General features: G+C 40.8%; 24 protein-coding genes, 2 pseudogenes and 1 other annotated feature. Of the genes and pseudogenes, 12 read left to right on the top strand and 14 right to left on the bottom strand.

The features are described 5' to 3' along the window. Window positions 1-245 precede the first annotated feature (245 nt). The gene (locus CXF72_RS18215) at window positions 246-1,019 is read right to left on the bottom strand and encodes a ferredoxin--NADP reductase (RefSeq protein WP_101041207.1); all 774 of its coding nucleotides are present in this window, start codon (window positions 1,017-1,019) and stop codon (window positions 246-248) included. A 557-nt stretch (window positions 1,020-1,576) separates the two neighbouring features. Then, window positions 1,577-2,626, bottom strand: a pseudogene (locus tag CXF72_RS18210) (transposase). 114 nt (window positions 2,627-2,740) lie between these two features. Between CXF72_RS18210 and CXF72_RS18205 the strand changes: the two are divergent. Continuing rightward, complete coding sequence (locus CXF72_RS18205) at window positions 2,741-3,076, top strand: HAMP domain-containing protein (RefSeq protein WP_101041206.1); 336 nt, start codon at window positions 2,741-2,743, stop codon at window positions 3,074-3,076. A 12-nt stretch (window positions 3,077-3,088) separates the two neighbouring features. Then, window positions 3,089-3,658 (top strand): annotated as a pseudogene (locus tag CXF72_RS18200) (sensor histidine kinase); the annotation flags it as partial. 55 nt (window positions 3,659-3,713) lie between these two features. Here the strand turns inward: CXF72_RS18200 and CXF72_RS18195 are convergent. Together CXF72_RS18195 and CXF72_RS18190 are read right to left on the bottom strand one after the other, a co-directional pair. Then, the gene (locus tag CXF72_RS18195; protein WP_101041204.1) at window positions 3,714-3,935 is read right to left on the bottom strand and encodes a hypothetical protein; all 222 of its coding nucleotides are present in this window, start codon (window positions 3,933-3,935) and stop codon (window positions 3,714-3,716) included. Window positions 3,936-4,148: 213 nt separating this feature from the next. Continuing rightward, window positions 4,149-4,385: a PA3496 family putative envelope integrity protein gene (locus CXF72_RS18190; RefSeq protein WP_101041203.1), complete on the bottom strand. Its 237-nt coding sequence runs from the start codon at window positions 4,383-4,385 to the stop codon at window positions 4,149-4,151. A gap of 845 nt (window positions 4,386-5,230) precedes the next feature. Between CXF72_RS18190 and CXF72_RS19460 the strand changes: the two genes are divergently transcribed. After that, entirely contained in the window at window positions 5,231-5,563 is a 333-nt protein-coding gene (locus CXF72_RS19460) for a nuclear transport factor 2 family protein (RefSeq protein ID WP_157823292.1), read from the top strand. 257 nt (window positions 5,564-5,820) lie between these two features. Beyond that, window positions 5,821-6,102 carry a hypothetical protein gene (locus tag CXF72_RS19655; RefSeq protein ID WP_198552666.1) on the top strand — a complete coding sequence of 94 codons (282 nt, stop codon included), beginning with the start codon at window positions 5,821-5,823 and terminating at the stop codon, window positions 6,100-6,102. A gap of 143 nt (window positions 6,103-6,245) precedes the next feature. Here the strand turns inward: CXF72_RS19655 and CXF72_RS18170 are convergent, their stop codons facing one another. The 3 genes from CXF72_RS18170 to leuC form a co-directional block, all read right to left on the bottom strand. Then, window positions 6,246-6,692: a DUF3010 family protein gene (locus CXF72_RS18170; protein ID WP_101041200.1), complete on the bottom strand. Its 447-nt coding sequence runs from the start codon at window positions 6,690-6,692 to the stop codon at window positions 6,246-6,248. A 231-nt stretch (window positions 6,693-6,923) separates the two neighbouring features. Then, complete coding sequence (gene leuD / locus CXF72_RS18165; protein WP_101041199.1) at window positions 6,924-7,538, bottom strand: 3-isopropylmalate dehydratase small subunit; 615 nt, start codon at window positions 7,536-7,538, stop codon at window positions 6,924-6,926. A gap of 11 nt (window positions 7,539-7,549) precedes the next feature. Continuing rightward, window positions 7,550-8,947, bottom strand: coding sequence for a 3-isopropylmalate dehydratase large subunit (leuC, locus tag CXF72_RS18160; RefSeq protein ID WP_101041198.1), 1,398 nt, complete (start codon window positions 8,945-8,947; stop codon window positions 7,550-7,552). 469 nt (window positions 8,948-9,416) lie between these two features. Here leuC and rnd point away from each other — a divergent pair, with 469 nt between their 5' ends. After that, window positions 9,417-10,526, top strand: coding sequence for a ribonuclease D (gene rnd, locus CXF72_RS18155; protein WP_101041197.1), 1,110 nt, complete (start codon window positions 9,417-9,419; stop codon window positions 10,524-10,526). Between the two features lie 131 nt (window positions 10,527-10,657). Further along, window positions 10,658-12,013, top strand: a complete 1,356-nt coding sequence (locus tag CXF72_RS18150) for an AmpG family muropeptide MFS transporter (protein ID WP_101041196.1) — start codon at window positions 10,658-10,660, stop codon at window positions 12,011-12,013. A 212-nt stretch (window positions 12,014-12,225) separates the two neighbouring features. Here CXF72_RS18150 and serS read toward each other — a convergent pair whose 3' ends face one another. The 6 genes from serS to fadR form a co-directional block, all read right to left on the bottom strand. After that, a complete protein-coding gene (gene serS, locus CXF72_RS18145; protein ID WP_101041195.1) occupies window positions 12,226-13,512 on the bottom strand; it encodes a serine--tRNA ligase in 1,287 nt (428 codons plus the stop codon). 8 nt (window positions 13,513-13,520) lie between these two features. Then, the gene (gene crcB / locus CXF72_RS18140) at window positions 13,521-13,907 is read right to left on the bottom strand and encodes a fluoride efflux transporter CrcB (protein WP_101041194.1); all 387 of its coding nucleotides are present in this window, start codon (window positions 13,905-13,907) and stop codon (window positions 13,521-13,523) included. Window positions 13,908-13,977: 70 nt separating this feature from the next. Next, window positions 13,978-15,309, bottom strand: a complete 1,332-nt coding sequence (locus CXF72_RS18135) for a replication-associated recombination protein A (RefSeq protein ID WP_101041193.1) — start codon at window positions 15,307-15,309, stop codon at window positions 13,978-13,980. After that, window positions 15,309-15,926 carry an outer membrane lipoprotein chaperone LolA gene (gene lolA / locus CXF72_RS18130; RefSeq protein ID WP_101041192.1) on the bottom strand — a complete coding sequence of 206 codons (618 nt, stop codon included), beginning with the start codon at window positions 15,924-15,926 and terminating at the stop codon, window positions 15,309-15,311. Before lolA ends, CXF72_RS18135 begins: the two co-directional genes overlap by 1 nt. A gap of 3 nt (window positions 15,927-15,929) precedes the next feature. Beyond that, the gene (locus CXF72_RS18125; protein WP_101041191.1) at window positions 15,930-18,563 is read right to left on the bottom strand and encodes a DNA translocase FtsK; all 2,634 of its coding nucleotides are present in this window, start codon (window positions 18,561-18,563) and stop codon (window positions 15,930-15,932) included. A 39-nt stretch (window positions 18,564-18,602) separates the two neighbouring features. Beyond that, a complete protein-coding gene (gene fadR / locus CXF72_RS18120) occupies window positions 18,603-19,322 on the bottom strand; it encodes a fatty acid metabolism transcriptional regulator FadR (protein WP_101041190.1) in 720 nt (239 codons plus the stop codon). Between the two features lie 357 nt (window positions 19,323-19,679). Here fadR and dsbB point away from each other — a divergent pair, with 357 nt between their 5' ends. Together dsbB and CXF72_RS18110 are read left to right on the top strand one after the other, a co-directional pair. Continuing rightward, window positions 19,680-20,195 carry a disulfide bond formation protein DsbB gene (gene dsbB / locus CXF72_RS18115; protein WP_232785021.1) on the top strand — a complete coding sequence of 172 codons (516 nt, stop codon included), beginning with the start codon at window positions 19,680-19,682 and terminating at the stop codon, window positions 20,193-20,195. A 110-nt stretch (window positions 20,196-20,305) separates the two neighbouring features. Then, window positions 20,306-21,073 (top strand): hydratase, encoded by a 768-nt coding sequence (locus CXF72_RS18110; RefSeq protein ID WP_101041188.1) that lies wholly within the window; start codon window positions 20,306-20,308, stop codon window positions 21,071-21,073. Window positions 21,074-21,308: 235 nt separating this feature from the next. Here CXF72_RS18110 and CXF72_RS18105 read toward each other — a convergent pair whose 3' ends face one another. Then, a complete protein-coding gene (locus CXF72_RS18105; RefSeq protein WP_101041187.1) occupies window positions 21,309-21,557 on the bottom strand; it encodes a cysteine-rich CWC family protein in 249 nt (82 codons plus the stop codon). Window positions 21,558-21,823: 266 nt separating this feature from the next. On the opposite strand from CXF72_RS18105, the gene CXF72_RS18100 reads away from it, so the two are divergent. The 4 genes from CXF72_RS18100 (at window position 21,824) to hisC (ending at window position 25,689) form a co-directional block, all read left to right on the top strand. Then, the gene (locus CXF72_RS18100; RefSeq protein WP_332870237.1) at window positions 21,824-22,027 is read left to right on the top strand and encodes a DUF2986 domain-containing protein; all 204 of its coding nucleotides are present in this window, start codon (window positions 21,824-21,826) and stop codon (window positions 22,025-22,027) included. Between the two features lie 128 nt (window positions 22,028-22,155). Next, window positions 22,156-22,275: a sequence feature (His leader region), on the top strand. Window positions 22,276-22,297: 22 nt separating this feature from the next. Continuing rightward, on the top strand, window positions 22,298-23,194 hold the full coding sequence (gene hisG / locus CXF72_RS18095) for an ATP phosphoribosyltransferase (protein ID WP_101041185.1): 897 nt from the start codon (window positions 22,298-22,300) through the stop codon (window positions 23,192-23,194). A 2-nt stretch (window positions 23,195-23,196) separates the two neighbouring features. Then, a complete protein-coding gene (hisD, locus tag CXF72_RS18090; RefSeq protein WP_101041184.1) occupies window positions 23,197-24,504 on the top strand; it encodes a histidinol dehydrogenase in 1,308 nt (435 codons plus the stop codon). Between the two features lie 114 nt (window positions 24,505-24,618). Then, entirely contained in the window at window positions 24,619-25,689 is a 1,071-nt protein-coding gene (hisC, locus tag CXF72_RS18085; RefSeq protein WP_101041183.1) for a histidinol-phosphate transaminase, read from the top strand. Window position 25,690: the final 1 nt, after the last annotated feature.

The following is a 25,690-nucleotide window of genomic DNA, read 5'->3' as shown; positions in this document are numbered from 1 at the left end:
ATGTTATCGGTAGGGTGCGCTCCGCGCACCGCAAGTAGCGAAAATCGGTGCGCGGAGCGCACCCTACGAGCGGTTTCATTGCCAATGTATTGCACAAGTATCTTAGCGCCTTTCTATCCTTTAGAGTAAAAAGCCTAATTGTAGAAAGCCGCTTTTTCCCTGCCGGCGCGGGAGTATAGCCAAGCCTTTTGAAAACACCGGCATCATTTACCGAAAACGTCTTCAAGGCGTGGGTATGGGAAAAATTACCAATAATTCTCTGAACTGAAATTGCCGGCTTTACGCCTTAAGTTTTTGATATAACCAAGTGTATTTAAAGCGGCACTGGTGTCTTTAACCATGTCAGGGTTACCGCAGATATAAAAGAAACTGCTCTCTTTATTTAATGCCACTCGGGCTGTTTCGGTCAGTGCACCTGACAGCAATAAATCAGGAATTCTCCCCTGTAAAAGCCCCTTAGACTCTTCCCTTGAAACAATAGGAATATAACGAAGTTTGCCTTTGTAGCGCTCAATCATTTGTGCAATTTTAGATTGATAAACTAACTCAGCCTCCGTTCTTACGGCATGAACCAAGACAATTTCTTCAAAACGAGAGGCCGTTTCTAATTCATCTAAAATAGAAAGAAAGGGTCCGATAGCACTGCCGGTTGAAAGTAGCCATAAATTGGTCATGTTGTCCGGTATTTCGGCTAAGGTCATAAATCCGCTGGATTTTTTGGAAACATAAACGGGATCGCCCGCAGTTAACTGCTGCAGACGCGGGCTTAACTGCCCTTCATCCGCCGTAATAAAGAGAAATTCCATCTGTTCATGACCGGCTTTATGGTGCGGATAATTGACTAAAGAATAGGCTCGCCGTACCCATTCACCGGCAGCATCGGGCAACGCTAATTTTGTAAATTGACCAGCCGAATAGGGATCGACAGGTGCATTAATCATCAAGCTAAATTCATTTTCGGTCCAATCAATACGATCTGTTACCGTCCCTTTAACAAAACCATGTGGTACTTCTAGCATTTTATTCTCCTTGATTTATTAAGAATCAATCAGACTTGGGGTTATAAATGCTGATACTGGGCTGAATACGACTTAATCGCATTTTTTTGTAAAAACATTTTTCAAACCCACCACAATCTTACTTCCTTAACAGGTGATTTGTCTATCCCCAGCAAAACAGTTTACACCGCAGGCGCTGCAAAAGCCTTTGAATGCGCTAAAAATAAGCATGCCACCCATTCTTACAAAATAAGCAAACAAATAAGCATGCCACCCATTCTTCTAAAAAATAAGCATGAAATAAGCATGACAAAAATAAGCATGACAAAAATAAGCATGACAAGAAATAAGCATGCCACCCATTCTTCTACCACCCATTCTTCTAAAAAATAAAATAGCCTCTTTCAGCATTCATTGCGGTAGTTTTTTATAGTTATTCAAACGTATAAATTGAAATTTTTTAAATTTATACGGCTTTAGATTGTGAAATATGAGGAGTATGGCCGTTTCAAACCAGCAGAAGCAGCTTGATATCAATCAAGCGGGAAATGACTTATGGGTAGTTGAAGAATCAAGCTTTAAGCACGCAACCAACGTTCGCAGTTTGCTGCACCGTGGCGTCGCTTTCGGTCTAAATGTTCACAGTATTCAGTTAATGCCGGTAAGGCACCTACCGCCCCTTTAAATAAATGACCAAATTCGCGAGTAATTTTAAGCCAGTTGTCTGCGGGAATGTTAAGTCTATTTAGGATATTTTGACTGCTTGAACTAATGGTACCGCGCTTATCTTCTCGTATGATTCGACCAGTATCTTCAACAAGCTCGATATAATCTTTGACGCTAAACATCAGTCCGTCAGGGATGTTCAGGCATTCATCACCTACAAACGGCAGTAATTCTGCTGGTTGCTCACCTTTTATGGCTGAGTGAATTCTTCGCTGGATGCTGGTGTGATCGGAGGTTTCAGGGGTTGTCGCCATCTTGGCACGAATGGGGTTTAAATCAACATACGCCATACAAGCTAATACGGCAGCTTCATCAAGTAATGCCTGGGATTTAAAGCGCCCTTCCCACTCATTTATAAGGAATAAATGAGAACAGCTTTAGCTGGCCCGAAGGGTGAGCGCCATGGATGGTAGCGAATAAAATCTGCCGGTACACCTATCTTCCTTGTTCGCCTGTCTAGCAATCGGCTCACTGAGTGAGCGCATAAACCAGCTAATATCGATTAAACGTCGACGATATTCGCTAATACAGTCATTAACGGTTTTGAGTTCAAGGTCATTAAGGTCTTCACCTTTAACAAACTTCTGCGTCAGTAACGTACCTTTAAAGCCTTTATGCCATTGAACAAGTACTGCTTTATCAGACCAGCTTGCGATTTTATCAGCATTCACTTTAAGGACAACATGCAGGTGATTACTCATGACGGCATAAGCACAAATATCAATCGCAAAGATGGACGCAAGCTCAATAATGCGAGAATCAACCCACTCCCGGCGATGTTCATAGTTGTCACCTGTTGTGCTATCAATGCCACATAAGAATGCTTTACGCACAACACGTGAACAGCAGTGATAGTAAGGCGTGTCATCTAAGCTCACTATCGTTTTTCTTGGATTGGCCATAATTATTACCTGCAAGTAAATAAAGGTAACTAAAGACTAGACCAGTGCGCAAATATTCGCTAATAATTATGGGTGGCTATATTAATTGCTATTCGCTAATAATTATGGGTGGCTATGTTAATTGCTAATAAATCCGGGCAGTTAAGGTATATATCAAAAGTGATTAATAAAACCGATGCGCGTCCCGGAATGCATCATGGACTGCCGCATATTGCATGGGTAGGTATTTTTGCCCTTGCTGCCATCGGGCTGTTCTTATTAATTGTTCTTTTTATTATTCATAAAGTGACTAAACCCGTTGAATCACTGAAAGATTGGGCTAAATCTTTAGATGAAGATAAGTTAAAACAACCTATACCTGATTTTCAATACAGTGAACTTAATACACTCGCTGAAATAGTAAAAATGAGTCTCAGCTCTGTTCAGGAAAGCCTTGCAAGAGAGCAATAATTTCTTTCATATGCAAGTCATGAATTAAGAACGCCACTGGCAGTAATGAGAACTAATACTGAATTACTCTCAAAATTACAGGTAAAACAGGGCAGCACAGCGAAACAGTCCGATGTGTTAGCTCGCATTGATCGTGCTGGTAAGACAATGATAAATCTGACCAATACCCTTTTATGGTTAAGTAGAGATGATGCTAACCAGCTGGCCAGTGAGAAGGTTTATATAGACCAGTTAGTTGTGACTTTGGTCGATGAACTGACTTATTTATTAGACAATAAACCGGTACAGCTAACGGTAAATATTGTCCCCCACTGCATTAATACAGCTGAAATTCCCTGCCAAATTATACTGGCCAACCTAATTCGCAATGCTTTTCAACATACTAGCGAAGGAAGCGTGGTTATTTCTCAAGTTGGATCAACCGTATCGATTAATAATACCTGTGAAGATAAAATACTTGATAGCGCTGATTTGGGTTTTGGTTTAGGACTGCGTTTAATCGAAAAAATAGCAACCAACTACCACTGGTCATATCGTGAAAAGATTGAAGGAAGCCGTTATCAGGTGCAAATACGCTTTTAAAAAAAACGTCAGATTGCTCTACTACAGCGATTACAGCTGATAAAAAGCATTTTTCTCAGCTGTAATAATCGTCAAAATCACTCCCTTTAATTTCCTCGTAGGCTTTTTTATCCTTGAAATATTCTCTTTTGTCACCAACAACTTTATCCTTTCGACGGGCGGCTGATTTATATTTCTCCTTGGATTTATTAACGGCTAACTCCCATTCTTTTTCTTCCAATAAGGCTTGTTCTTGTAATTCATTATTGACCTGTTTATTGATGATGCTTTTTTGCATATTAACTACCCCAAGCTATTCTCGATACACTGCTAGATTAGCAGATCAACCTAACGCGTTGACTTAATATTTATAACAGAGTTAGATGACAAGAATATGTCAATGGCAGTAAGTAACAGGTAATAAATTTTGATAAAACGCCATCGTCTGCATATAACAGCGTTTAAATAAATAGAGGTTTATTTTATGAGGTTGATAGAAGGTTAATGCGATTTAATCATCAAAGTCATCACCCAATAACTCCTTTAATCTTTTTTGTTCCCTAAACTCTTCAATACTGCGACGAACTTTCGCTTTTTCGATATCAATTTTTTTTTGTTTTTCTTTCAATTCACTTGCACTGAGAACGTCATCTTCACTGACAACGTCACCCTCTTCCCAATCATTATCTTCCCATTCGTCTTGGGCTTCATTATCAACATCAAATTTCTGAGAATTTTCACTTCCCATATAAATCTCCAAAATAAATTAATTTTCATAATATTGGTCAGTATTGCAATGAAATACTTGACGCTTTCAATTCCTAATAATCGCAGTTAAACCTGTTTTTAGTAAAGTAAAAAAACACTATTTTTTAGTTCTTTTTAATCTAAAAGAATGGCTATTAATTCCATATGAATATATAAATTTAAAATGTATAAATTATCTTCATTTTTTGACAAAAAAAATGTTGGAGTGATAATTTTTTTACTAAGCGCATAAAGTTTGTGAATCGAGACATTTTTACGTTAGGCGTAGATCAGGATTATTCTTAGAGCCAATGCATTAATTGTGAGCGTAAATTTTTTCTTTGAAGCAACTGATCATAAATTTAATGGCGGTCTTATTTGAACACCAAGTAGCACCCATCATAACAAAAAACGCATAGCTCGTAGGTGTATTCTGTGCCTGCCCGAGGTGCATACAATGCACCCTACCGATAACATCATGCCAAATGCATTAATAAAGTGATCCGATTTACTATTCAAAATCATCCCGGTAGGTTTTGCGGAGGTTTTACAGATCTTGCCAAAAGACAGTGCTAAAGCGCAGATTAAGCGCTCATTGCAGGCCGCCCAATATGTCAGAACCTATACTGAGTATAATTTCTTCGGTCCAAAAGCGGGGTTGGCTATATTCCGCTTTGAAGAAGGTAAAATTGTTGAGCACTGGGATAATCTACAAGATATAGCACCCAAAAATACCAGTGGTCGTACTCAATTTGACGGTCAGATTAAAATCAAAGATGTGCATAAAACCGAGCAGAACAAGACAATTATTGCCAACTTTGTTGGAAATATCCTGATCCAGCTGATATGTCTCAAATTCCAACCTTCATTGGTCCCGAGGATAATGATTATCTGCAACATAACCCGGGAATTGCAGATGGACTTAATGGCTTAGGTAAAGCGCTGGGCGATCTTGCAAAGATGGTCATGCCTTTGGTTTACAGCCAAAATCATAAAATTTTAGGCGAAGGTAACTTTGTACTTGCTATCAGCGAAGGCCTATTCCTCAACAAACCCGCTGCATTTTATGACCTGCTCCGTCTGCACAATGTCAAGATTGTTGAGCACAGGGATACTATTGAAAACATTCCCACAGCCGCAGATAGGAAAAACAGCAATGGTAAATTTGTCTTTAAATAACAGCTCAAAATAACGCTTAACTACAAGCCGCACCTATCTTTCAATAGGCTTGCGGCTTTTCCGCGGTTCATAAACACATTGTCTATTTCAGCTTACGAGTTAATAACACGGCATGAAGACTATCTCGTCACGCCGCTACAATCTCACCCTATGCCAGGGATAAAACCTAGATGACAACGCGCCTTCAAAGTGACATTGGTATAAGAGAGATCACCTAAGCAAGTATTCCAGAGAAAGGTTTAGGTAAAAGTTTAAAAATGGCGGCATCGACAGAAAACAAGGATCTGATTCTGGCTAATATTTATGAAGATGTTCCTATCATATCAGCACGATCGGCCATTGAAGACATATTGACATGCCTTATCGCATTCCATTATCCCGATACAGCGGGACTGTCCGTGGTCGATCCGAATAATTTCCTGCAGGGTTACGTCTGTCAATTTGCTTTGGCTATGGGTTATCATTCAGAGACTGAAGATTATAACTATGGTTTGCCAAAAGCGCGATTAGCTGCGAACGATGTGCTCACTACGCTGTAATCTTTATTTTAATTAAAAAGGTTATATAATAATCAAAAAAAGCACTGAAGGTGAACCGTTCAGTGCTTTTTATTGCTTAAAATAACAGAGGAATAAGCCTGCTAACAATCCGCGGCCTTCCTTGCTAATTCAAGATTATATTCTTAACTTTGTCGGGATAAAGCAGCTTGCTGCTCCAAATAAGCAAATGCGGTCAGCATTGCCTGGTTTTGAAATTGTTTTAAGCCTAACTCACGCACATCCGGTTTTACCTGGGCGAAAGATAAACCTTCTTTAATATAATGGCTTGATAAAACGTGCACCTTTACATCCGGTATCAATTGTAATGCACCTTCTATTTTAAAACTCAGAGGATTACCGGCATATTTTCCTTTTAAATCACGCTGCTTTATAACAACAGTATCAACCTGATAATCTTTCATTAGTTGTGAAAATTCAAATTGAAACTTTTTTAGGGGATCGGTATTAATCGCATCGGGCAGACTGAATTTAGCCGCGCGTACTTTAGGGACATCATATAAACCATCTTTTAACTGTAATATGCTGATAATAGCTTCATTACCTGTTAACTCTACACCACAAACTCGCATTATTATTTCCTTCTCTGTTACTGATCTGATTTTTTACGTAGTCTAATACCAAATCCACTCATTTTCTATTCATTTATGCTTGTTAAAATCAATAACATCCTGTTATTCACCACTGAGTGGCGAGCTGAAACTATTCAAAATAGGTGATAGAAAAGCAGATAAGTTTTTTATAAAAAAGGCGCAATAAATGCGCCTTATAATTGTTCTTTCTTTTTTAGAAGTTAAAAACGACTATTTCCATAACCAAGGTAAAGTTTGTTTTTGTTTTTCTTCAAAAGCAGTGATTTTATCTTCGTGCTTTAATGTCCAAGCAATATCGTCAAGACCGCCCAATAAAGATTCCTTACGAAACGGATCCACTTCAATATGAATAACAATGCCGCCTGGCGTGGTTAACTTTTCAGCTTCAAGATCAACTGTAAATTCAACACCTTCATTCGCCGCGATCTCAGCCATTAATGCAGCAAGTTCATCTTTGCTTACTCTAATAGGCAGAAGCGCATTCTTAAAACAGTTAGTGTAAAAAATATCAGCAAAGCTCGTTGAGATAACCGTATTAAAACCGTAATCAGCAATTGCCCAGGGAGCATGTTCGCGCGAAGAGCCACAACCGAAGTTAGCACCGGTCACTAAGATTTTAGCACCTTTAAAGACAGGTTTATTAAGCTCAAATTCAGGGTTAGGAGTGACATTATCGGCCAGAAAACGCCAATCATGAAAAAGATGGATACCAAAACCCGTACGCTCTATTTTTTTCAAGAACTGCGTTGGAATAATTTGGTCTGTATCAACGTTACTGCGATTCATTAATGCCGCAATGCTAGTATGTTTTTTATAAGCTTCCATTATTGTTTCCTTTATGCCCAATCTCGAATATCTACAAAGTGTCCGGCAATAGATGCCGCTGCCGCCATTGCAGGTGAAACAAGGTGAGTACGTCCATTTTTACCTTGACGACCTTCGAAATTACGGTTTGAAGTAGAAGCACTACGTTGACCGTCTGTTAATTCATCACCATTCATAGCAAGACACATTGAACAGCCTGGCTCACGCCATTCCCAACCGGCATCAATAAAGATCTTATCTAAACCTTCAGCTTCAGCTTGTTCTTTTACAGGGTAGGAACCGGGTACAGCCATGGCCTGAACACCGGGGGCAATCGATTTACCTTTAAGCATCTCGGCAGCAGCACGAAAATCTTCAATGCGGCCATTAGTACAAGAGCCTAAAAATACAATATCGACATTAACATCGGTCATTTTCTGGCCGGCTTTAATCTTCATATATTCAAGGGCGTTTTTACAAGCCTGTGCTTTAATTGGATCATCAAAATCAGTGGGTGCCGGCACGAGTCCATTCACTGAGATCACCTGTTCCGGTGAAGTCCCCCAGGTAATTTGTGGCGCGATATCTTCAGCTTTAAAGTTGATTACTTTATCAAAATCAGCACCCTTATCAGAAGGCAGTGTTTTCCAATAAGCAAGAGCCGCATCCCAATCTTTGCCCTTAGGTGCAAACTCTTTCCCTTCAAGAAAATCAAAGGTTTTTTGATCCGGTGCAATAAGACCTGCACGAGCGCCCGCTTCTATTGCCATATTACAGAGGGTCATACGACCTTCCATCGTCAGGTTAACAACTGCATCACCAGCAAATTCAATAACATAACCTGTACCGCCAGCGGTACCCGTCTTACCGATAATAGCCAATGCAATGTCTTTAGCCGTTGCATGTTTAGAAAGTTTCCCTTCTACATTTATAAGCAAGGTTTTTGATTTTTGTTGTTGTAATGTTTGTGTTGCCATTACATGTTCAACTTCAGAAGTACCGATACCAAATGCGAGTGTACCAAATGCACCGTGTGTTGACGTATGGCTATCACCACAACAAACAACCATGCCAGGATGAACAAAACCATGCTCCGGCACCACGATATGGATAATACCGTTGTTAGCGCTGCTCATATCGTAAAGGTTTATACCATGTTCTTTACAGTTAACAGCCATCGTTTGAATCTGTTTTGCTGCGACAGGATCAGAAATTTCGGCGCGCCCTTTTGTCGGCACACAATGATCCATGGTGGCTAAAATACTGTGCGTGTTGCGCACACCACGATTTTGCAGTTTAAGGCCTTCAAATGCTTGTGGACTGGTCACTTCATGCATTAGGTGTCGGTCAACAAACAGAAGTGGAGAGCCTGACTCTGGTTCATAAACCAAATGCGCATCCCAAATTTTTTCATACATTGTTTTAGTCATTATTTTCCTTACCACCCTCTATGCTTTTACTATTAAGCCCTACTATCTATGAGATAAACCATATAACAGTTACTAGCAGATATAAGTTGTTTAGTTACGTTTAGAACAATTTATTCTAAATGATCGATCTCAATATAACAATACAACAATATCAAATACTGCATTCTAATGAAATCTGTATTCAATTTATCGGATCAAAGGATAGCGAATGCAATCCTATTTTAAATCAATGTGTTAACATTACATTTGATTAATAATGATACCATGTTAATGGTCTTATTATTACTTTTTTAACTCTTAAAGACTTTTCCTATGCAATTATTAAGAATACATATTCATTTAAAGAAAATGTTGATAACTGCACGGAAAATGTTGATAACTGCGCGGAAAATGTGAATTTCAATGGTAGATTAGCAATTAAGTCCGTAATATAGGCCCTTCTTAAATCAATAATATATAGGTTGCACCGATGCAATTTGAAATAATTACAACAACAGCACAATTGCACGATTTTATAGCAACCCTTGATGGCAGCCCGATTTCACTTGATACAGAATTTGTCCGCACCCGCACTTATTCAGCCAATTTAGGCTTGTTACAAATATCTCAAAATACGCGCATCACGCTAATCGATCCTATTGCGGTCGGCGACCTATCAAGTTTTTGGCAGGCGATTGATAATAAAAATATAATTTTGCATGCCAGCAGTGAAGATTTGGAAATCATTCGCGATCATAAAGGTGATCTTAATTTTACCCTTTTTGATACCCAGATTGCATGCTCTTTTCTCAATATGGGCGCTTCTCTTGGTTATGCTAAAATGGTTGAAACATTAGAAGCCGTTATCGTTGACAAGGGTGAATCACGAACAGACTGGTGTGCGCGTCCTTTAAGCGAAAAGCAGATAAACTATGCCGGCGTGGATGTTCTATATTTACAACCCTGCTTAGAAAAGCTGCAGCAACAACTTGAAAATAAAAACATGATCCCTTATTTTGAGCAGGAGTGCCAAAGTGTACTTGCTCAAAAAATGGTAAAACAAGATCCCGATAAAGCCTATAAATCGCTTAACAATTTATTTAAATTGGATCGCCAGGGATTGGCTATTATAAAAGCATTAGCAAAATGGCGTTTACAAACCGCGCAGGAACGTAATCTTGCGCTTAACTTTGTCGTAAAAGCTGATCACTTGTGGTTATTGGCCTATTATCAACCCACTTCTTTCGACGATCTGCGTCGTTTAAATTTATTACCCAATGAAATTCGTATTCATGGGCAGCAAATCCTAACTATTATGACGCGAGTAATCAGTCAAGATGAAAGTACTTATCCCCCTCTGGTGATACGCTTAGTCGATTTCCCCGGTTACAAAAGTACAATGAAATCAATGCGTGATAAAATTCAAGGTTGCGCCGAACAATATGATTTACCCCTTGAGTTAATCGCCTCTAAACGTGTTATTAACGAATATTTAAGCTGGTTATGGAAATTAACCGATCTGCAAAAACAAACTGCCAATAAACCCAAGCTGTTAACCGGCTGGAGATTTGAATTAATAGGGCATCAGTTCGAACACTAAAATCAAGTTGTAATAACCTACAATCAGGTTCATTCTCTGGCAGTTATATATAACCAGACTCATCGCTGTGAAAATTAGAACATTATGCAGATAGTCATTATCTGTATGGCTTTAATCAAAAGGAAAACTTAATGAGCACAACGCTATCTTGGAAGGACACCTTCCGTAGTTATTTAGATAAGCGCTTGTTATGGGTGTTTATGCTTGCCTGTTCAAGCGGTTTTCCGTGGGTTTTGATTGGCTCTAATATGTCCGGTTGGTTAAAAGATGCCGGGTTAACACGTGCCGCAATAGGTTATTTTGGTTCAGTCTTTACTGTCTACGCCTTTAATTTTCTTTGGGCACCGTTGATCGATCGCGTAAAAATACCCATCCTGTATCCTATTCTGGGGCAACGGCGCAGCTGGATATTCCTTTGCCAGTCATTTATTTTGGTCTTAACACTGTTGATCGCAGGTACGCATCCGGCAACGAATCTGATGCTGACATCAATGCTTGCATTAGGTATTGCTATCTTTTCTGCCACGCAGGATATTGCCATTGACGCCTACCGAATAGATACCTTTCCAAGACAACAAACCAGTAAATTACCGCAAGCTGCCGCGATGGCGGTAATAGGTTGGTGGACAGGTTATTCCCTGCCAGGCTACTTCGCTTTTATGAATGCTGACGGTATGGGTTGGAATGGCGTCTATTACGCAATGGCGATTGTTGTTGCAATATTAATGGTGTTTACCCTGCTTGTCGGGGAGCCTGTCACTGAGCGAGAAAAATTGCAGCAGGAAGCCGAGGGTAAATATAACAAGGTGATGAAATCTCACGCTGCCACCTGGTTTAGTGTCACTGTTATTGAGCCTTTTTGGGACTTCTTTAAACGTAATGGTCTTAAAGTGGCACTTACTATTTTATTATTCGTCTTCTTATTTAAAATTGGTGAAGCTTTTCTTGGCCGTATGTCGATTGTCTTTTATAAAGAAATTGGCTTTAGCAATGAGCAAATAGGTCATTATTCAAAGCTCATTGGCTGGGGAGCAACTATCTTCTTCACCCTGTTGGGCAGTGTATTTAACGTTAAATTTGGTATTGTGCGTGGTTTGATGATTGGCGGCACGGCAATGGCTGCAAGTAACTTGATGTTTGCATGGATAGCACATGTGGGCCCTAATGAGCATCTGTTTTTAGCCACCATTCTGGTTGATAACTTTACAACGGCATTTTCAACGGTTGCTTTTGTTTCATTTTTAACCCTGTTGACCGGCACCGCATTTTCTGCCACTCAATATGCTCTCTTGGCTTCATTAGGTAATCTGGGGCGTACTACGCTCGCGTCATTTAGCGGTCAATTGATCGATTTTCTCAATGACTGGTCAACATTTTTTATTATCACCGCCTTAATGGTTATACCGAGCTTGATTATGCTCTATTCATTACGTCACTTCTTTGACCGTGTTTCTGATCAACACAGCAGTAAAAAACGCAAAGAATAAGAAATTGAAGGAAATTAAAAGTGCACTCTTATGCGGGTGAGATAGACATGATTGAACAGGTTATTTTTAGAAAGAAACTTTTAGAAAGAATCCGTTTAGCTTGACCCGAAAAAAGAAGGCCATTACAAAATGTCATGATCTGCAGGGCCTCGCCGTTAAAGCCGACGAGAATGCGCCCTGCACCTGTTCAAAGGTTGAGTTGGTGAGAATCTTTAGCCGATGTGCGTCAAGCCACCCATGTATTGCAGTAACACCTGCGGGATTTCAATACTGCCATCTTCAAGTTGATAGTTTTCCAGCACAGCAACTAAAGTACGACCCACGGCTAACCCGGAGCCGTTTAGAGTATGTAATAACTCCGGCTTTTTCGCACCCGTAGGGCGGAAACGAGCCTGCAAACGGCGCGCCTGAAAATCACCCACATTTGAACAAGATGAGATTTCACGATATTGGTCTTGTGCAGGCAACCACACTTCTAAGTCATAGGTTTTAGTTGCGCCAAAGCCCATATCACCGGTACACAAAATCACTTTACGGTAAGGTAATTGCAGATTTTTTAAGACCTGCTCCGCATGTCCGGTTAACTCTTCTAATGCTGCAAAACTTTTGTCTGGATGTACTAACTGCACCATTTCAACTTTATCAAACTGATGCTGGCGAATTAGGCCGCGCGTATCACGACCATAGGATCCCGCTTCACTTCTGAAACAGGGAGTATGGGCCGTTAATTTAAGCGGTAACTCAGTTTCATCATAGATCATATCCCGGCTCATATTAGTCAGCGGGACTTCAGCCGTCGGGATAAGTGACATACCAATGCCCTCTTCCGTTGCAGGCTTAGTATTAAACAGGTCATCACCAAATTTAGGCAGCTGCCCGGTACCGTATAAACTATCAGCATTGACCAGATAAGGGACATACATCTCAGTATAACCATGATGATCAGTATGAAGATCTAACATATACTGCGCTAAAGCGCGGTGTAATTTAGCGATTTTACCGCGCATAACAATAAAACGAGAGCCGCTGATTTTCACCGCTGATTTAAAATCTAAACCGCCTAAGGCTTCGCCCAAATCAACATGATCTTTGACTTCAAAAGCAAACTTCTTCGGCTCACCCCATTTTAATATTTCTACATTTTCACTTTCATCTTTACCAAGCGGTGCAGATTCATGCGGTAAATTGGGCATACTGTATGCGAGGCTTTTAATCTGCTCAGCTAACAGTGCAAAATCTTCTTTAGCCCGGTCTAAATCTTCGCCTAATAACCCCATTGCTGTGCGCAGCGGGGTTATATCTTCACCCCGTTTTGCAGCCTGGCCAATCTCTTTGGAACGGCTATTACGCTCGGCTTGTAAGGTTTCAGTGGTAATCTGTAGAATTTTCCTTTTTTCTTCCAGTTGATTTAATAATTCAACATTCAAAGTATATCCACGAGAAGCTAACCGTAATGCAGTTTGTTCTATATCGTTACGTAAAAATTTTGGATCTAACATGCTTCTTCCTAACTTTTAAAGACTAATAATGTGCCAACATATGCGGCGAAAAGGCAGACTACAACATTTAATGCGATATTGAGCATCGCTTTAAATAACTCACCTTGCTGCAATAACAGTAAATTATCCATTGAAAACGTTGAAAAGGTGGTTAATGCACCTAAAAATCCAACCCCAATTAACGGCCACCAGGGAGATGCCGGAATGCTTTCTTGTTGAACAAGTTGAAAAATACAACCCATAATCAACGAGCCAATGATATTGACCGAGAGTGTAGCAAATGGAAAACTTTTTCCAAAGAGGCTTATCACACCAATTCCGATTAAATAGCGTAATACAGCCCCAATTGCTCCCCCGCTGGCTACCAAGGCTAGATTTATAACCATACTATTCATAAAAATGACTCATACTTTGTCTCTGTTGCACTATTAACACCCTACAAAAATCATTCGCTAAACAATATAGTTACGGATAACGTTTATTATTACTTTGCTGGTTTAACCCATCTAAATAATTGAGTTTAGCGGAAATTTGCTTTTCAAAACCACGATCCGTTGCTTGATAGAATTTAGTGCCTTGTAATGCTTCCGGCAGATAAACTTCACCGGCCGCAAATGCGCCATCTTCATCATGGGCATAACGATAACCTAAACTATGATCAAGTTCCTTCATTAATTTAGTCGGTGCATTACGAAGATGTAATGGTACTTCATATTCAGGAAAATCTTTAACGGCTTGCTTAGCATTGGCAAAAGCAATATAGACGGCGTTACTTTTAGGTGCACTGGCGCAGTAGACAATCGCCTGAGCAATTGCCCGCTCACCTTCATAGGGGCCAACGCGCGCAAAACAATCCCAGGCATTGATTGCGATTTGCATCGCCCGCGGATCGGCATTACCGATGTCTTCCGATGCAATTGCTAATAACCTGCGCGCCACATACAGCGGATCACATCCACCAGCGAGCATACGCGCATACCAATAAAGTGCAGCATCGGGATCTGAACCACGCACCGATTTATGGAAGGCCGATATCAAGTCATAAAAAAGATCCCCTTTTTTATCAAAGCTAACACCTTCACGGCCTGCAATCTCCTTTAGAAGATCCAGATTAATGGATAAACTTTGCTCGGAATCAATGGCCATATCAGCCAATAATTCAAGATAATTAAGGGCTTTTCTGGCATCTCCTTGTACAAGTTGCGCTAATTTTTCTTTTACATCACCCACAAATTTAATGTTTTTATCGGCGAGTCCATCGACTGAAGAACAAGCCTGATCAATCACAGCAATAATTTCAGCTTCACTGAGTTTTTTTAATAAATAGATTCGCGCTCTGGATAACAGTGCATTATTGAGCTCGAAGGAAGGATTTTCCGTTGTTGCACCAATAAACAAGAGGGTGCCATCTTCAATATAGGGTAGAAAAGCATCCTGCTGAGCCTTGTTAAAACGATGTACTTCATCAACAAACAACAAGGTACGAGTACCATTGCTACGATTTTGTTGGGCAATTTCAATCGCAGCACGTATCTCTTTAATGCCCGAGGTCACCGCCGAAAGACGCTCTACATGGGCATCACAGTAGGAAGCAATTAATTCTGCCAAGGTTGTTTTACCCGTGCCGGGTGGACCCCATAGGATCATGGAGTGCGCAGCACCGTTTTCCAATGCATTGCGTAACGGTTTACCGGCACCGATAATATGTGACTGGCCAATATAATTTGCAAAAAATTTTGGCCGCATACGCGCCGCTAATGGCTGAAAATCATTATTAAATTCAAAAAGATCTTTCATTAACGTTGGTCATCTATGTCTATATTCGCCGGGATTTTAAAATCAAAAAAGGCTTCCGGCCAGGGTTTCGCTAAGGCTTTATGGTTCAGTTTAAACTCACTGCGTTGTCCAAGCGCTTCAATGACCACAAATTTACTGACCTGCCCCGAGTTATTAAATTCAAAGATAAAAGATCTATCCTGAACGGTGCCGGCAATATTCTTGACGGTGAATTGATCATTCATTTTATTTACCTGATAGTCAGCCCATTGCGACTCATTAGCCCCCGAAAGCAATATAAAGGGAGTGCCTTGTATTGCATCACTTAAGTTAAGCAGAGTGACCTGTTCAATAAAGGGGCTGTACATCCACATGGTTTGACCATTGGAGACAATTAATTCCTCTTCGGGCATAAGCACTTCCCAGCGAAATTTACCCGGACGCGAAATGGCTAACGTGCCTCGACTATCATCTAATATCTTGCCTTCCGAACTGCTCACTTGTTGTGAAAATTCAGCATTAATAAAACTAAATTTGGCTAATTTTTCTTTTAATAATTGACTATCTGTCGCTGCCGAAACGGTAGAAGGCAACAATGAGCTTAACAACATGGAAATGACAATAACACTTTTTTTCATACTTTAATCCTTAACGGGAGGCGGAGCGAGAACATCGCGATTGCTATTGGCACCTGATGGTGCACTTATCACACCTTGTGCTTGAAGTTGATCCACCAAACGCGCCGAGCGATTGTAACCAATTCTAAATTTACGCTGAATACTGGATATTGAGACTTTACGAGTTTCAGTAATAAATTCAACTACTTCATCAAATAAAGCATCAATCTCGTTAGCACCTTCAGCTTCCTCTCCGGGTAACAACATATCCAAGCCGCTGTCACCATCGATGATTTCTTGTACATAATTGGGCTCACCGCGTTTTTTCCAATCCGCAACAACGCGATGGACTTCATGGTCATCAACAAAAGCACCGTGGACACGCGTCGGCACCCCAACCCCGGGCGGCATATATAACATATCACCGTGACCTAACAGGGTCTCAGCACCCTGCATGCCTAAAATAGTCCTTGAGTCGATTTTACTCGAGACTTGGAATGCAATTCGAGTTGGAATGTTAGCTTTAATTAAGCCGGTGATAACGTCTACCGATGGACGCTGTGTCGCTAAAATTAAATGAATGCCGGCTGCACGTGCTTTTTGTGCAATACGGGTAATTAGCTCCTCACATTTTTTACCAACAATCATCATCATATCGGCGAATTCATCAACCACCACCACAATACTGGGTAATTTTGTTAATTCCGGGGCAGTCAAATCCATACTATCACCCTCTTTCCAGAGAGGATCGGTTAATGGCGTGCCCGCTTCAGCGGCTTCTTTTACCGTACTATTATAACTTGCTAATGTACGGACACCAATTTCAGACAAAAGTTTATAACGGCGTTCCATTTCGCCAACACACCAGCGTAATGCATTTGCCGCATCCTTCATATCAGTAACCACTTCCGCTAATAAATGCGGAATCCCTTCGTAAACACTTAATTCGAGCATTTTTGGGTCAATTAAAATCAAACGTACATCTTCAGGCGTTGATTTATATAACAAGCTGACCAGCATACAGTTGACCCCCACGGATTTACCCGAGCCCGTTGTACCTGCCACTAAAAGATGCGGCATTTTAGCCAGGTCAACCACCACAGGTTGTCCGGAAATATCTGCCCCAAGCACCATACTTAAGGGTGATTTACTTTCCATAAATTTTGCACTGCCCAAGACTTCCGAGGAATAAACAATTTCACGATGTTTGTTAGGTAGCTCTAAGGCAATGACCGACTTCCCGGGAATTTGATCAACCACTCGCACACTCATTGCCGATAAGGCACGTGCCAAGTCTTTTTCCAGACCGCTGACGGTGCTCACTTTCATTCCGGGTGCTAAAGAAAGTTCAAAACGCGTAATAACAGGTCCGGGTAAAACATTAACCACTTCCGCTTTAATTTTAAATTCAAGCAATTTAGCTTCAACTAAACGCGCCGCAGTGTCTAGCTCTTCCTGTGAGATGGGATGAACTTTTTTATCGGGCCGATCCAACAGATCAATACTTGGAAAGGCAGCCATATTTTCTTCCACTGGTTTCCGTTTAATAGCGGGTTTGGCATGTTCAGGCAGATGGTCAAAATTATTTTTCGCCGCTGCAGCAGGCGGAGCTTTGACTTCAGAAGGGCGCGTTTGGACTTCAGAAGATGGGCCTTTGGCTACGGCAGGTTGTGGTTTGACTGCTTTTTGTACGGCGGGTTCAGTGATAAAAGCAGGAATATTTTCTGTTTCCGGCGCGGCAGATGAAAAACTGTGTAAATCTTTTTTATCATCATCGATAGCATCGATATCAATCTTTTGATCATCTTCCACAGCATCGATATCAAAGGGTGCATCAAAATACTGCTCATCAATATCCAAATCATCAATATTCGAATAATTAAAATCTGAATCATCAGGGCTGTCATAAACCTTCTCAGCAGGCATTTTTTTAGCCTCTAAGTCTGGCTGTTCAACCGCCGTCTTCCGCTGGTTTTTTGTAACACCCCAATCCGGCTGTTTTTCATTAAGTCGTGCGTTTTTTTCTGCATTGCGCTTTTCTCTCCACAGGGTAAATCGTTCTGGCAATGACATTAACCAAGTAAAAGAAATAATAACAAAAGCGCCCGTACTATCAATTAAACTAAGCCAGGAAAAACCGAGTAAAAAGGTGATGCCTGAAACAAACAAGGTTAACAGGATAAAATTCATTGCTAACAAACTAAAAAAACCTGACATACTTTGCGCGATAATATCACCCACCAATCCACCGGAAGGGTAATAGTGATAATCATCAAAGTTCAGAGAAGCTAATGCCGTGGTACTAAAGACAGTGGAAATAAACCCAATAATACGTAATCCCAGGTTTAAAAAATCCATATCAAAACTGAATTTTGGTTTCCATAAAAAAAACCATGCAAAAACAGCGATCAGTACAGGGATAAAATAAGCGAGTAATCCAAAACCATAAAATAGAATATCAGCTATCCAAGCACCCACCATACCACCGGCATTTTGAATTTCTGACACCCACTGTTGCTGTGACCAACTCGGATCAACGGGTGAAAAGGTAAACAATGAAATGCTGATAAAAATAACGGCAAACGCACAGCCAATTATGCCGACTTCTAATAATTTTTGTACACCGGAGAGCCGGTTAAGAAAGTTGTTTTTCGACAAAAGAGTTATCCTGTTATAAAAAAGTAGTGAAACATTAATTTAGTTTATTTCATCCAGAAAGTCATCGGGAAGCTGGTGACGTAAATGCAGCCAAATTTTACCACTGGCGAAAGCCGAATCGCGAACAACTTGCATAATCTGATGTATCTCCCCTTTTTCTAGTACAATTTTAATGTCCGAGTAAAAAGCCAGAGCAATAGATTTAGCCTCAGTATTTGAAAAATAAAAATAGCCAACCCGACGATACAAGTCCTGTAACCCATTAAGAATCAAAACATAAATCATATTATTGGAGGAAACAGCAACATGGTGATAAAAACGGTAATCGAATTCCGTGAACGCTTCACTACTGGCGTCAATAGAAGGCACTTTATCTAAAAAAGAAAGCACACTTTTGGCATTATGCTTTGCGGCCATGCGTAAAATAATGGCGCTAACATTAGTACGTACTGACATCAGTTGGTCAATATAATCTGCCCGCCTATCAATATCAAGACGGGTAATAGTACTTAAAACATTTAAACTTGAGGTTTCCCAAAAATCATTTACTTTCGTTGACTTACCATGGCAAATTGTAATCCAGCCATCTTTTGACATACGCTGTAAAACCTCACGCAAGGTAGTGCGCGTCACGCCTATTTTATCAGCAAGCACTCGTTCAGCGGGCAATGCTGAATGTATCGCAATAGTGCCATTCCAAATAGACTCTATCAAATACTGCTCAGCTATGTCTGCAGGCCCTTTTACGTTTTTTACCATTTAAAATCCCCCTTGCATTTAGCTTTCTATAGTAACACAGAGGTTAATAGACAAAACAGGTCGTTTATCTTTGTAAATCAAGCATCAACAGTCAAATGTGATGCTCAAACTAAAAATAAGGCTCTGTTAGCTAACACCCTCGTCGCTTTATTGTAGTTGCTTAACGACTTAACAATATTAAGGTGACAGTGGATTTTATATTTTTAATCACAGGTTATAATTTAAAAGAGACGAATGACCACCACAGCCCAATGATACGGCCCCAAAAACTTGCCATTACGCAGCTGAATTTATTATCATTTATCCCTTCTAAATGATAAAGTTATATTACTCTTTTTTGCTATATTAGGAATCTTTGTGTTAGCAATTTTAAAAGCTGCCCCCAAACAGCGTTGGTCCTGGTTATTGTTGGCAGCAAGCGCGCTATCCCTTGAATTATCTGCTTTATATTTTCAGCACGTTATGCACCTTGAGCCCTGTGTCATGTGCGTTTACGAACGTCTTGCCATGCTTGGCATTTTATCAGCAGGTTTACTAGGCGCCAGTGCGCCAAATAATGTTTTTATCCGTTTGTGTGCTTTTTTATTATGGGGGATAAGTGCCGTTTGGGGAACCTTATTAGCAATAAAGCATACGGATTATCAACTGCACCCTTCGCCCTTTTTTACCTGTGATTTTTTTCCTGATTTCCCTGCATGGGCACCTTTACATGAATGGCTGCCATGGTTATTTAATCCAACGGGTGACTGCTCCGATATCGTTTGGCAATTTTTAGATTACTCTATGCCGCAATGGTTAATTGTTAGCTTTTCAATCTATACCTTATTATTTGTGATTTTTGCCATCGGCACGGTGCTAAAAACTAAAAAATAATTTTGCGACAGGCTAATCAAAGCATTTCTATTGTCAGTTTTCACCCTGCTGAAGTGCTTTGAACATCGACCTTGTACACTCATTATTCAGTAACACTCAAGGCCAAGAACGTGACCAATATTAAATTTTCGCAGGCAGCAACAGAGTTATTAAACAGACGTACAGCAGGCACAAAAATGACCAGACTTGCAGAGCAGATACGTCCAAATTCAAGCGATGATGCATTACAAATACAGCAACAAATGATTGCTCAACGTGCAGCTAAAGTCGGCGGATGGAAATGTCTGCAGCCTCAAGGGAAAGATCAATTTATTGTCGCCCCTATCTTTGCCGACACTATCCAACGGGCCGCACCATGTTGCCTATTTGCCGATGATGCACAGGCCTCCGTTGAACCGGAAATCGCCTTTATATTAGGCAAAGATTTACCCGCACAGCAACAAGATCGCAGCGAAGCTCAAATAGATGCAGCCATAACCCGTTGCCATCTGGCATTGGAATTAATACAGCACCGTTTTGCGAATGATTGTGAGCCCTCATTTTATGAAAAATTAGCCGATGGTTTAGCAAATCAAGGTTTATTTATTGGTCCTGAAATTCACAAATCACAGGCTTATACTGCAAGCCAAATCGAGATTAATTTTAAACAGGAAGAGCAGGGTCAGCAATTTAGCGGTAAACACCCCAATAAGTTGCCGCAAAACCCACTCTATTGGTTAATTAATTTCATGAGTCAACGCGGCACGGACTTTAAAGCCGGACAGGCCATCATCACAGGTTCCTACGCAGGAGTTGTAAAACTAGAATTTGATCAACTAACAGAAATTGAATATAAAAATTTGGGTAAATACACGGTTGAATTTAAAGCAATAAAATAGCTAAGTACTCACCCGAAAGTTTTCTTATATTAAAGGGCCCCTTTATTGAGTAAACGGCTCAAAAATGCCGGAAAATTGATGTAAGAGTACTAAGCCTTTGTAACTGACAGAGGATGACTGCGATTTGAATCGCAGTCATTGAAAAATCATAAACTGCTTCAAGATCGTTTTATAATGCAAATTCAGGCATTTTGACCGCTTTTCCTCCTATTCAGATTTATACCCTGCTGGCTGCTCAGTCATCATTATTTTTCAGCACTGCTGCAGGCCCATACTTTTCCTTAAATAAAAGTTCATTTTCTTTAAAAGCATTAATACAGGCTTGGCAGATACATGATTTATTAATAAACCCTACCGGCAGTAAAGCCATCAATGACTTGGGTATCTGCACCTCAAAACACCAGCAAGGTGATTCACTTTCAGCCATACATTTATTAACCCCATTGCAAAATGGGCATGAAGTTTTACTGTTATTGACAGCCATAGTCAGTTCCTGTGTTTTGCCGAAGCTCAAAGATATACCGCGACAGCCTATTCCTGCATTGTATTTTCGGTATTATATGCTTGGTATTATATCGGGAAAGATCAACGCGATATATGCTTAAATGCTGTTCAACTTATTATTGCAATAGCCCCCCCTTCTCAGCCCTTATTTCACGCACTGCTAGAATGCCGGTTGAGCAGCTGCACGGTTATTTAATATCCACAATATTTTGCTTTAACTTGTGTTTATTTAGGCAGATCTTTACAATGCATGTATTACAGATAAGTACGGAAAAAGAGATGAACAGAAAGAAAAAATTAAACAGTATTTTTGATAAACGCATCAAACGAATGAATGCTAAAAAAAATACGGCTTCAAAACCTAAATATATTTCTAAAGCCGAGCGTGCAAGAATAGAAGCATTAGAGCAGAACAACGAATCACAAAATACAGTCGTAACTGAACAATAATCAGAATTGTTATTCATTTATAGTGAATATAGGGAAAAAACAGTTCACTTTTAATAACGAGATTGTTAGTCTATAGCCACTTAATAAATAGAGAATTATGTAACCATGAAAAAAATCATCCTGAAATCACATCACCATCATATTATCTAATCTTTCAGGATCTTATTCTTGGGAGAAGTTTTACGTTCTTCCAAAGGTTACCAATAAAATAAACCCTCGGAAGTCATACCTCCCGAGGGTTTTTTAGTTTTTAGGACAAGGAAAATAATAATGCCAGAACAGCGTTTAAGAATTGCAATACAGAAGAAAGGTCGTTTAAGTGATGATACCGTTAAGTTATTAAAAGCTTGTGGTGTAAAAGTTAACCTCAATACCCAACGCTTGATTGCACACAGTGACAATATGGCCATTGATATTCTGCGCGTGCGCGATGACGATATTCCAGGCTTAATAATGGATGGCGTGGTTGACCTTGGTTTTATCGGTCAAAATGTACTTGAAGAAGAAAACATGATGCGTACGGTGGCAAAAGAGCCAACCGCACATAAAGTAGTTAAAGAACTCGCTTTTGGTGCCTGTCGTTTCTCACTTGCGGTTGATAATGATTTTGACTATCAAGGTGTTCAATCACTGGCGAATTTACGTATCGCAACGACTTATGTTCATATCCTTAAGCGTTTTATGGAAGAACAAAATATCCCTTATACATCTTGTATGTTAACCGGCTCTGTTGAAGTGGCTCCCCGCGCAGGCCTTGCCGATGCAATTTGTGATCTGGTCTCAACCGGTGCAACACTGGAAGCAAATGGCCTTAAAGAAGTTGAAGTTATCTATCGTTCAACGGCTGTTTTAATACAGCGGGCTGAACCATTAAGCCCCAAAAAACAAGATTTAGTCAATCGTATTTTAACCCGTATTGATGGTGTGCAATCGGCTAAAGAATGTAAATACATTATGCTGCATGCGCCAACGGCTAATTTAGAAGCAATCAAGTCACTATTACCGGGTTCAGAGCAACCAACCGTAATGCAACTTTCAGGCAGCAGTGACCATGTAGCGCTGCACGTGGTAAGCAAAGAAAACTTATTCTGGGAAACAATGGAGCAGCTTAAAACCTTAGGCGCGAGCTCTATTCTAGTGTTACCCATTGAAAAAATGATGGAGTAGTCATGCAAACTAAAATGCGGACAGTTAACTGGTTAGATTTATCCGATGAACAACAAGCGTTGCTGCTTGCTCGTCCTGCAATGGCGGATTCTGCCGGACTAAAAACAACCGTCTCTGACATTATTTCTGATGTTCGTATTAAAGGTGATCGCGCTCTATTAGAGTACACTAAACGTTTTGATAAATTAGATGGCGAAAATTTCACCATCTCGAAAGCGCACATTGAGCAGGCGAGCGCACGTTTAGGCGATGATATTAAAACAGCTATCCGCACCGCTTATAACCAAGTGGTTAAATTTCATCAAGCACAAGTGCAGGATGTGATCCGCGTTGAAACCATGCCGGGTGTGGTCTGCGAAATGCATACTCAAGCCATTGAGTCAGTCGGGCTCTATATCCCGGGTGGCAGTGCCCCGCTGCCCTCAACCGTCATTATGACGGCAGCACCCGCACAAATTGCCGGTTGCAGCCGCTTAGTACTCTGTACCCCGCCTCCCGTGGCTGATGAAATTTTATTTGCCGCCTCACTGTGCGGCGTAGATGAAATTTATACCGTGGGTGGTGCGCAGGCAATTGCCGCTTTAGCCTATGGCACTGACACCATTGCCTCCGTTGATAAAATTTTTGGTCCCGGCAACGCCTATGTTACCGAAGCAAAACGTCAGGTCAGTAATGATTTTGCCGGTGCCGCCATTGATATGCCGGCAGGCCCTTCGGAAGTACTGGTCATTGCAGATGAGAATGCCGATCCCGCTTTTATCGCGGCAGATTTACTCTCTCAAGCTGAGCATGGCCATGACTCACAATCTATATTAGTGACCCCAAGCCTTGCTGTCGCACAGCAAACTGCCATTGAAATTAATCAGCAGTTAGCTGTTTTAGAACGCCGAGATATCGCTTCAAAAGCGATCGCAAACAGTGTCAGTATTATTTGTGAAAATCTTGAGCAAGCGGCTGAAATATCTAACCGTTATGCTCCCGAGCATCTGATTGTACAAACTAACTCACCACGCGCGCTGCAGCCGAAACTGAAAAATGCCGGTTCCATATTTTTAGGCGCCTGGACACCTGAGTCAGTGGGCGATTACGCCAGTGGGACAAACCATGTTTTACCCACTTATGGTTATACCCGTACCTATTCAAGTTTAGGCTTAGCAGACTTTGTTAAACGTTATACTGTGCAGGAGCTAACCAAAGAAGGTCTGCTTAATTTAGCGCCTACTGTGACCTGCCTTGCAGATGCAGAAGGCTTAACGGCACATAAACGCGCCGTCACTATCCGTGTGGATAAATTAAACAGTACAAAATAATCGCCTGTAATAAAGTTAACTTTTAATAATTTTGGGCAAATATTGCGTGTTGCAAAACAGGCACGCGAGTCTTTGCTCGCGGACATCAGAATTATTCGCTAGGGAATAAAATACATGAGCAGCATTAAACACCTTGCCCGTGAAACGGTGCAAGCGTTAACACCTTACCTTTCTGCACGTCGTATTGGAGGGACGGGAGACGTTTGGTTAAACGCAAATGAATCTCCAGACTGTAATGAATATCAACTGGATTCCAGCAAACTCAATCGCTACCCTGAATTTCAACCTCATTCATTAATCACTGCCTATGCCGATTATGCCGGTGTTAAGCACAGCCAGGTTTTAAGCACCCGCGGCGCCGATGAAAGTATTGAAATACTGATCCGCACCTTTTGTGAGCCCGGAGCAGACCGTATTTTAATCTGCCCGCCAACCTACGGTATGTATGCAATCAGTGCTGAAACCTGTGGTGTTGCAATTGAAGAGGTCGCCTTAGCAGATAACTTTGATGTTGATTATCAAGCAGTTGAAAATTCGGTAACAAAAGTCGGCAGTGAGGTTAAATTAGTCTTCCTATGTGCGCCTAACAATCCCACAGGTAATATGCTTGACCGGCAGAAACTGAAAGCATTGCTGCAGGCAACACAAGGCAAAGCGTTAATTGTTGCAGATGAAGCCTATATCGAATTTTGTCCCGAATTAAGCCAGGCAGATTTGATTGCACAATATGAAAATCTGGTTATCACTCGCACCCTGTCAAAAGCTTTTGCCCTGGCCGCTATTCGCTGTGGTTTTACTCTGGCACAGGAAGCGGTTATTGAAATGTTGTCAAAAGTAATTGCGCCTTATCCAATGCCGGCGCCGGTTGCTCAGATAGCAACACAAGCCCTTTCAACCGCCGGCTTAACGGTTATGTATGAACGCGTTAAAATACTTAATAACAACCGCCAACTGTTACAGAATGCACTGCAGGACGTTGATTGTGTCACAGAGATTTTTCAGGCAACCGGTAACTTTTTACTGGTGCGTTTTAAAGACTCGGCAACAGTATTCGCAGCCTTTGCCAAAGATGGCATCATTATGCGCGACTTTGCGGGCAAGCCACGTTTAGAAAACTGTATTCGCATTACTATCGGCACAGAAGCTGAAATGCAGGCAACATTAACCACCTTAAACTCGCTATAGG

The organism is Psychromonas sp. MB-3u-54, from assembly GCF_002836415.1.
Classification (GTDB): Bacteria; Pseudomonadota; Gammaproteobacteria; order Enterobacterales; family Psychromonadaceae; genus Psychromonas.
The sequence above is the reverse complement of the archived record's forward strand: the minus strand, read 5'-3'. Positions and strand labels throughout refer to the sequence as shown.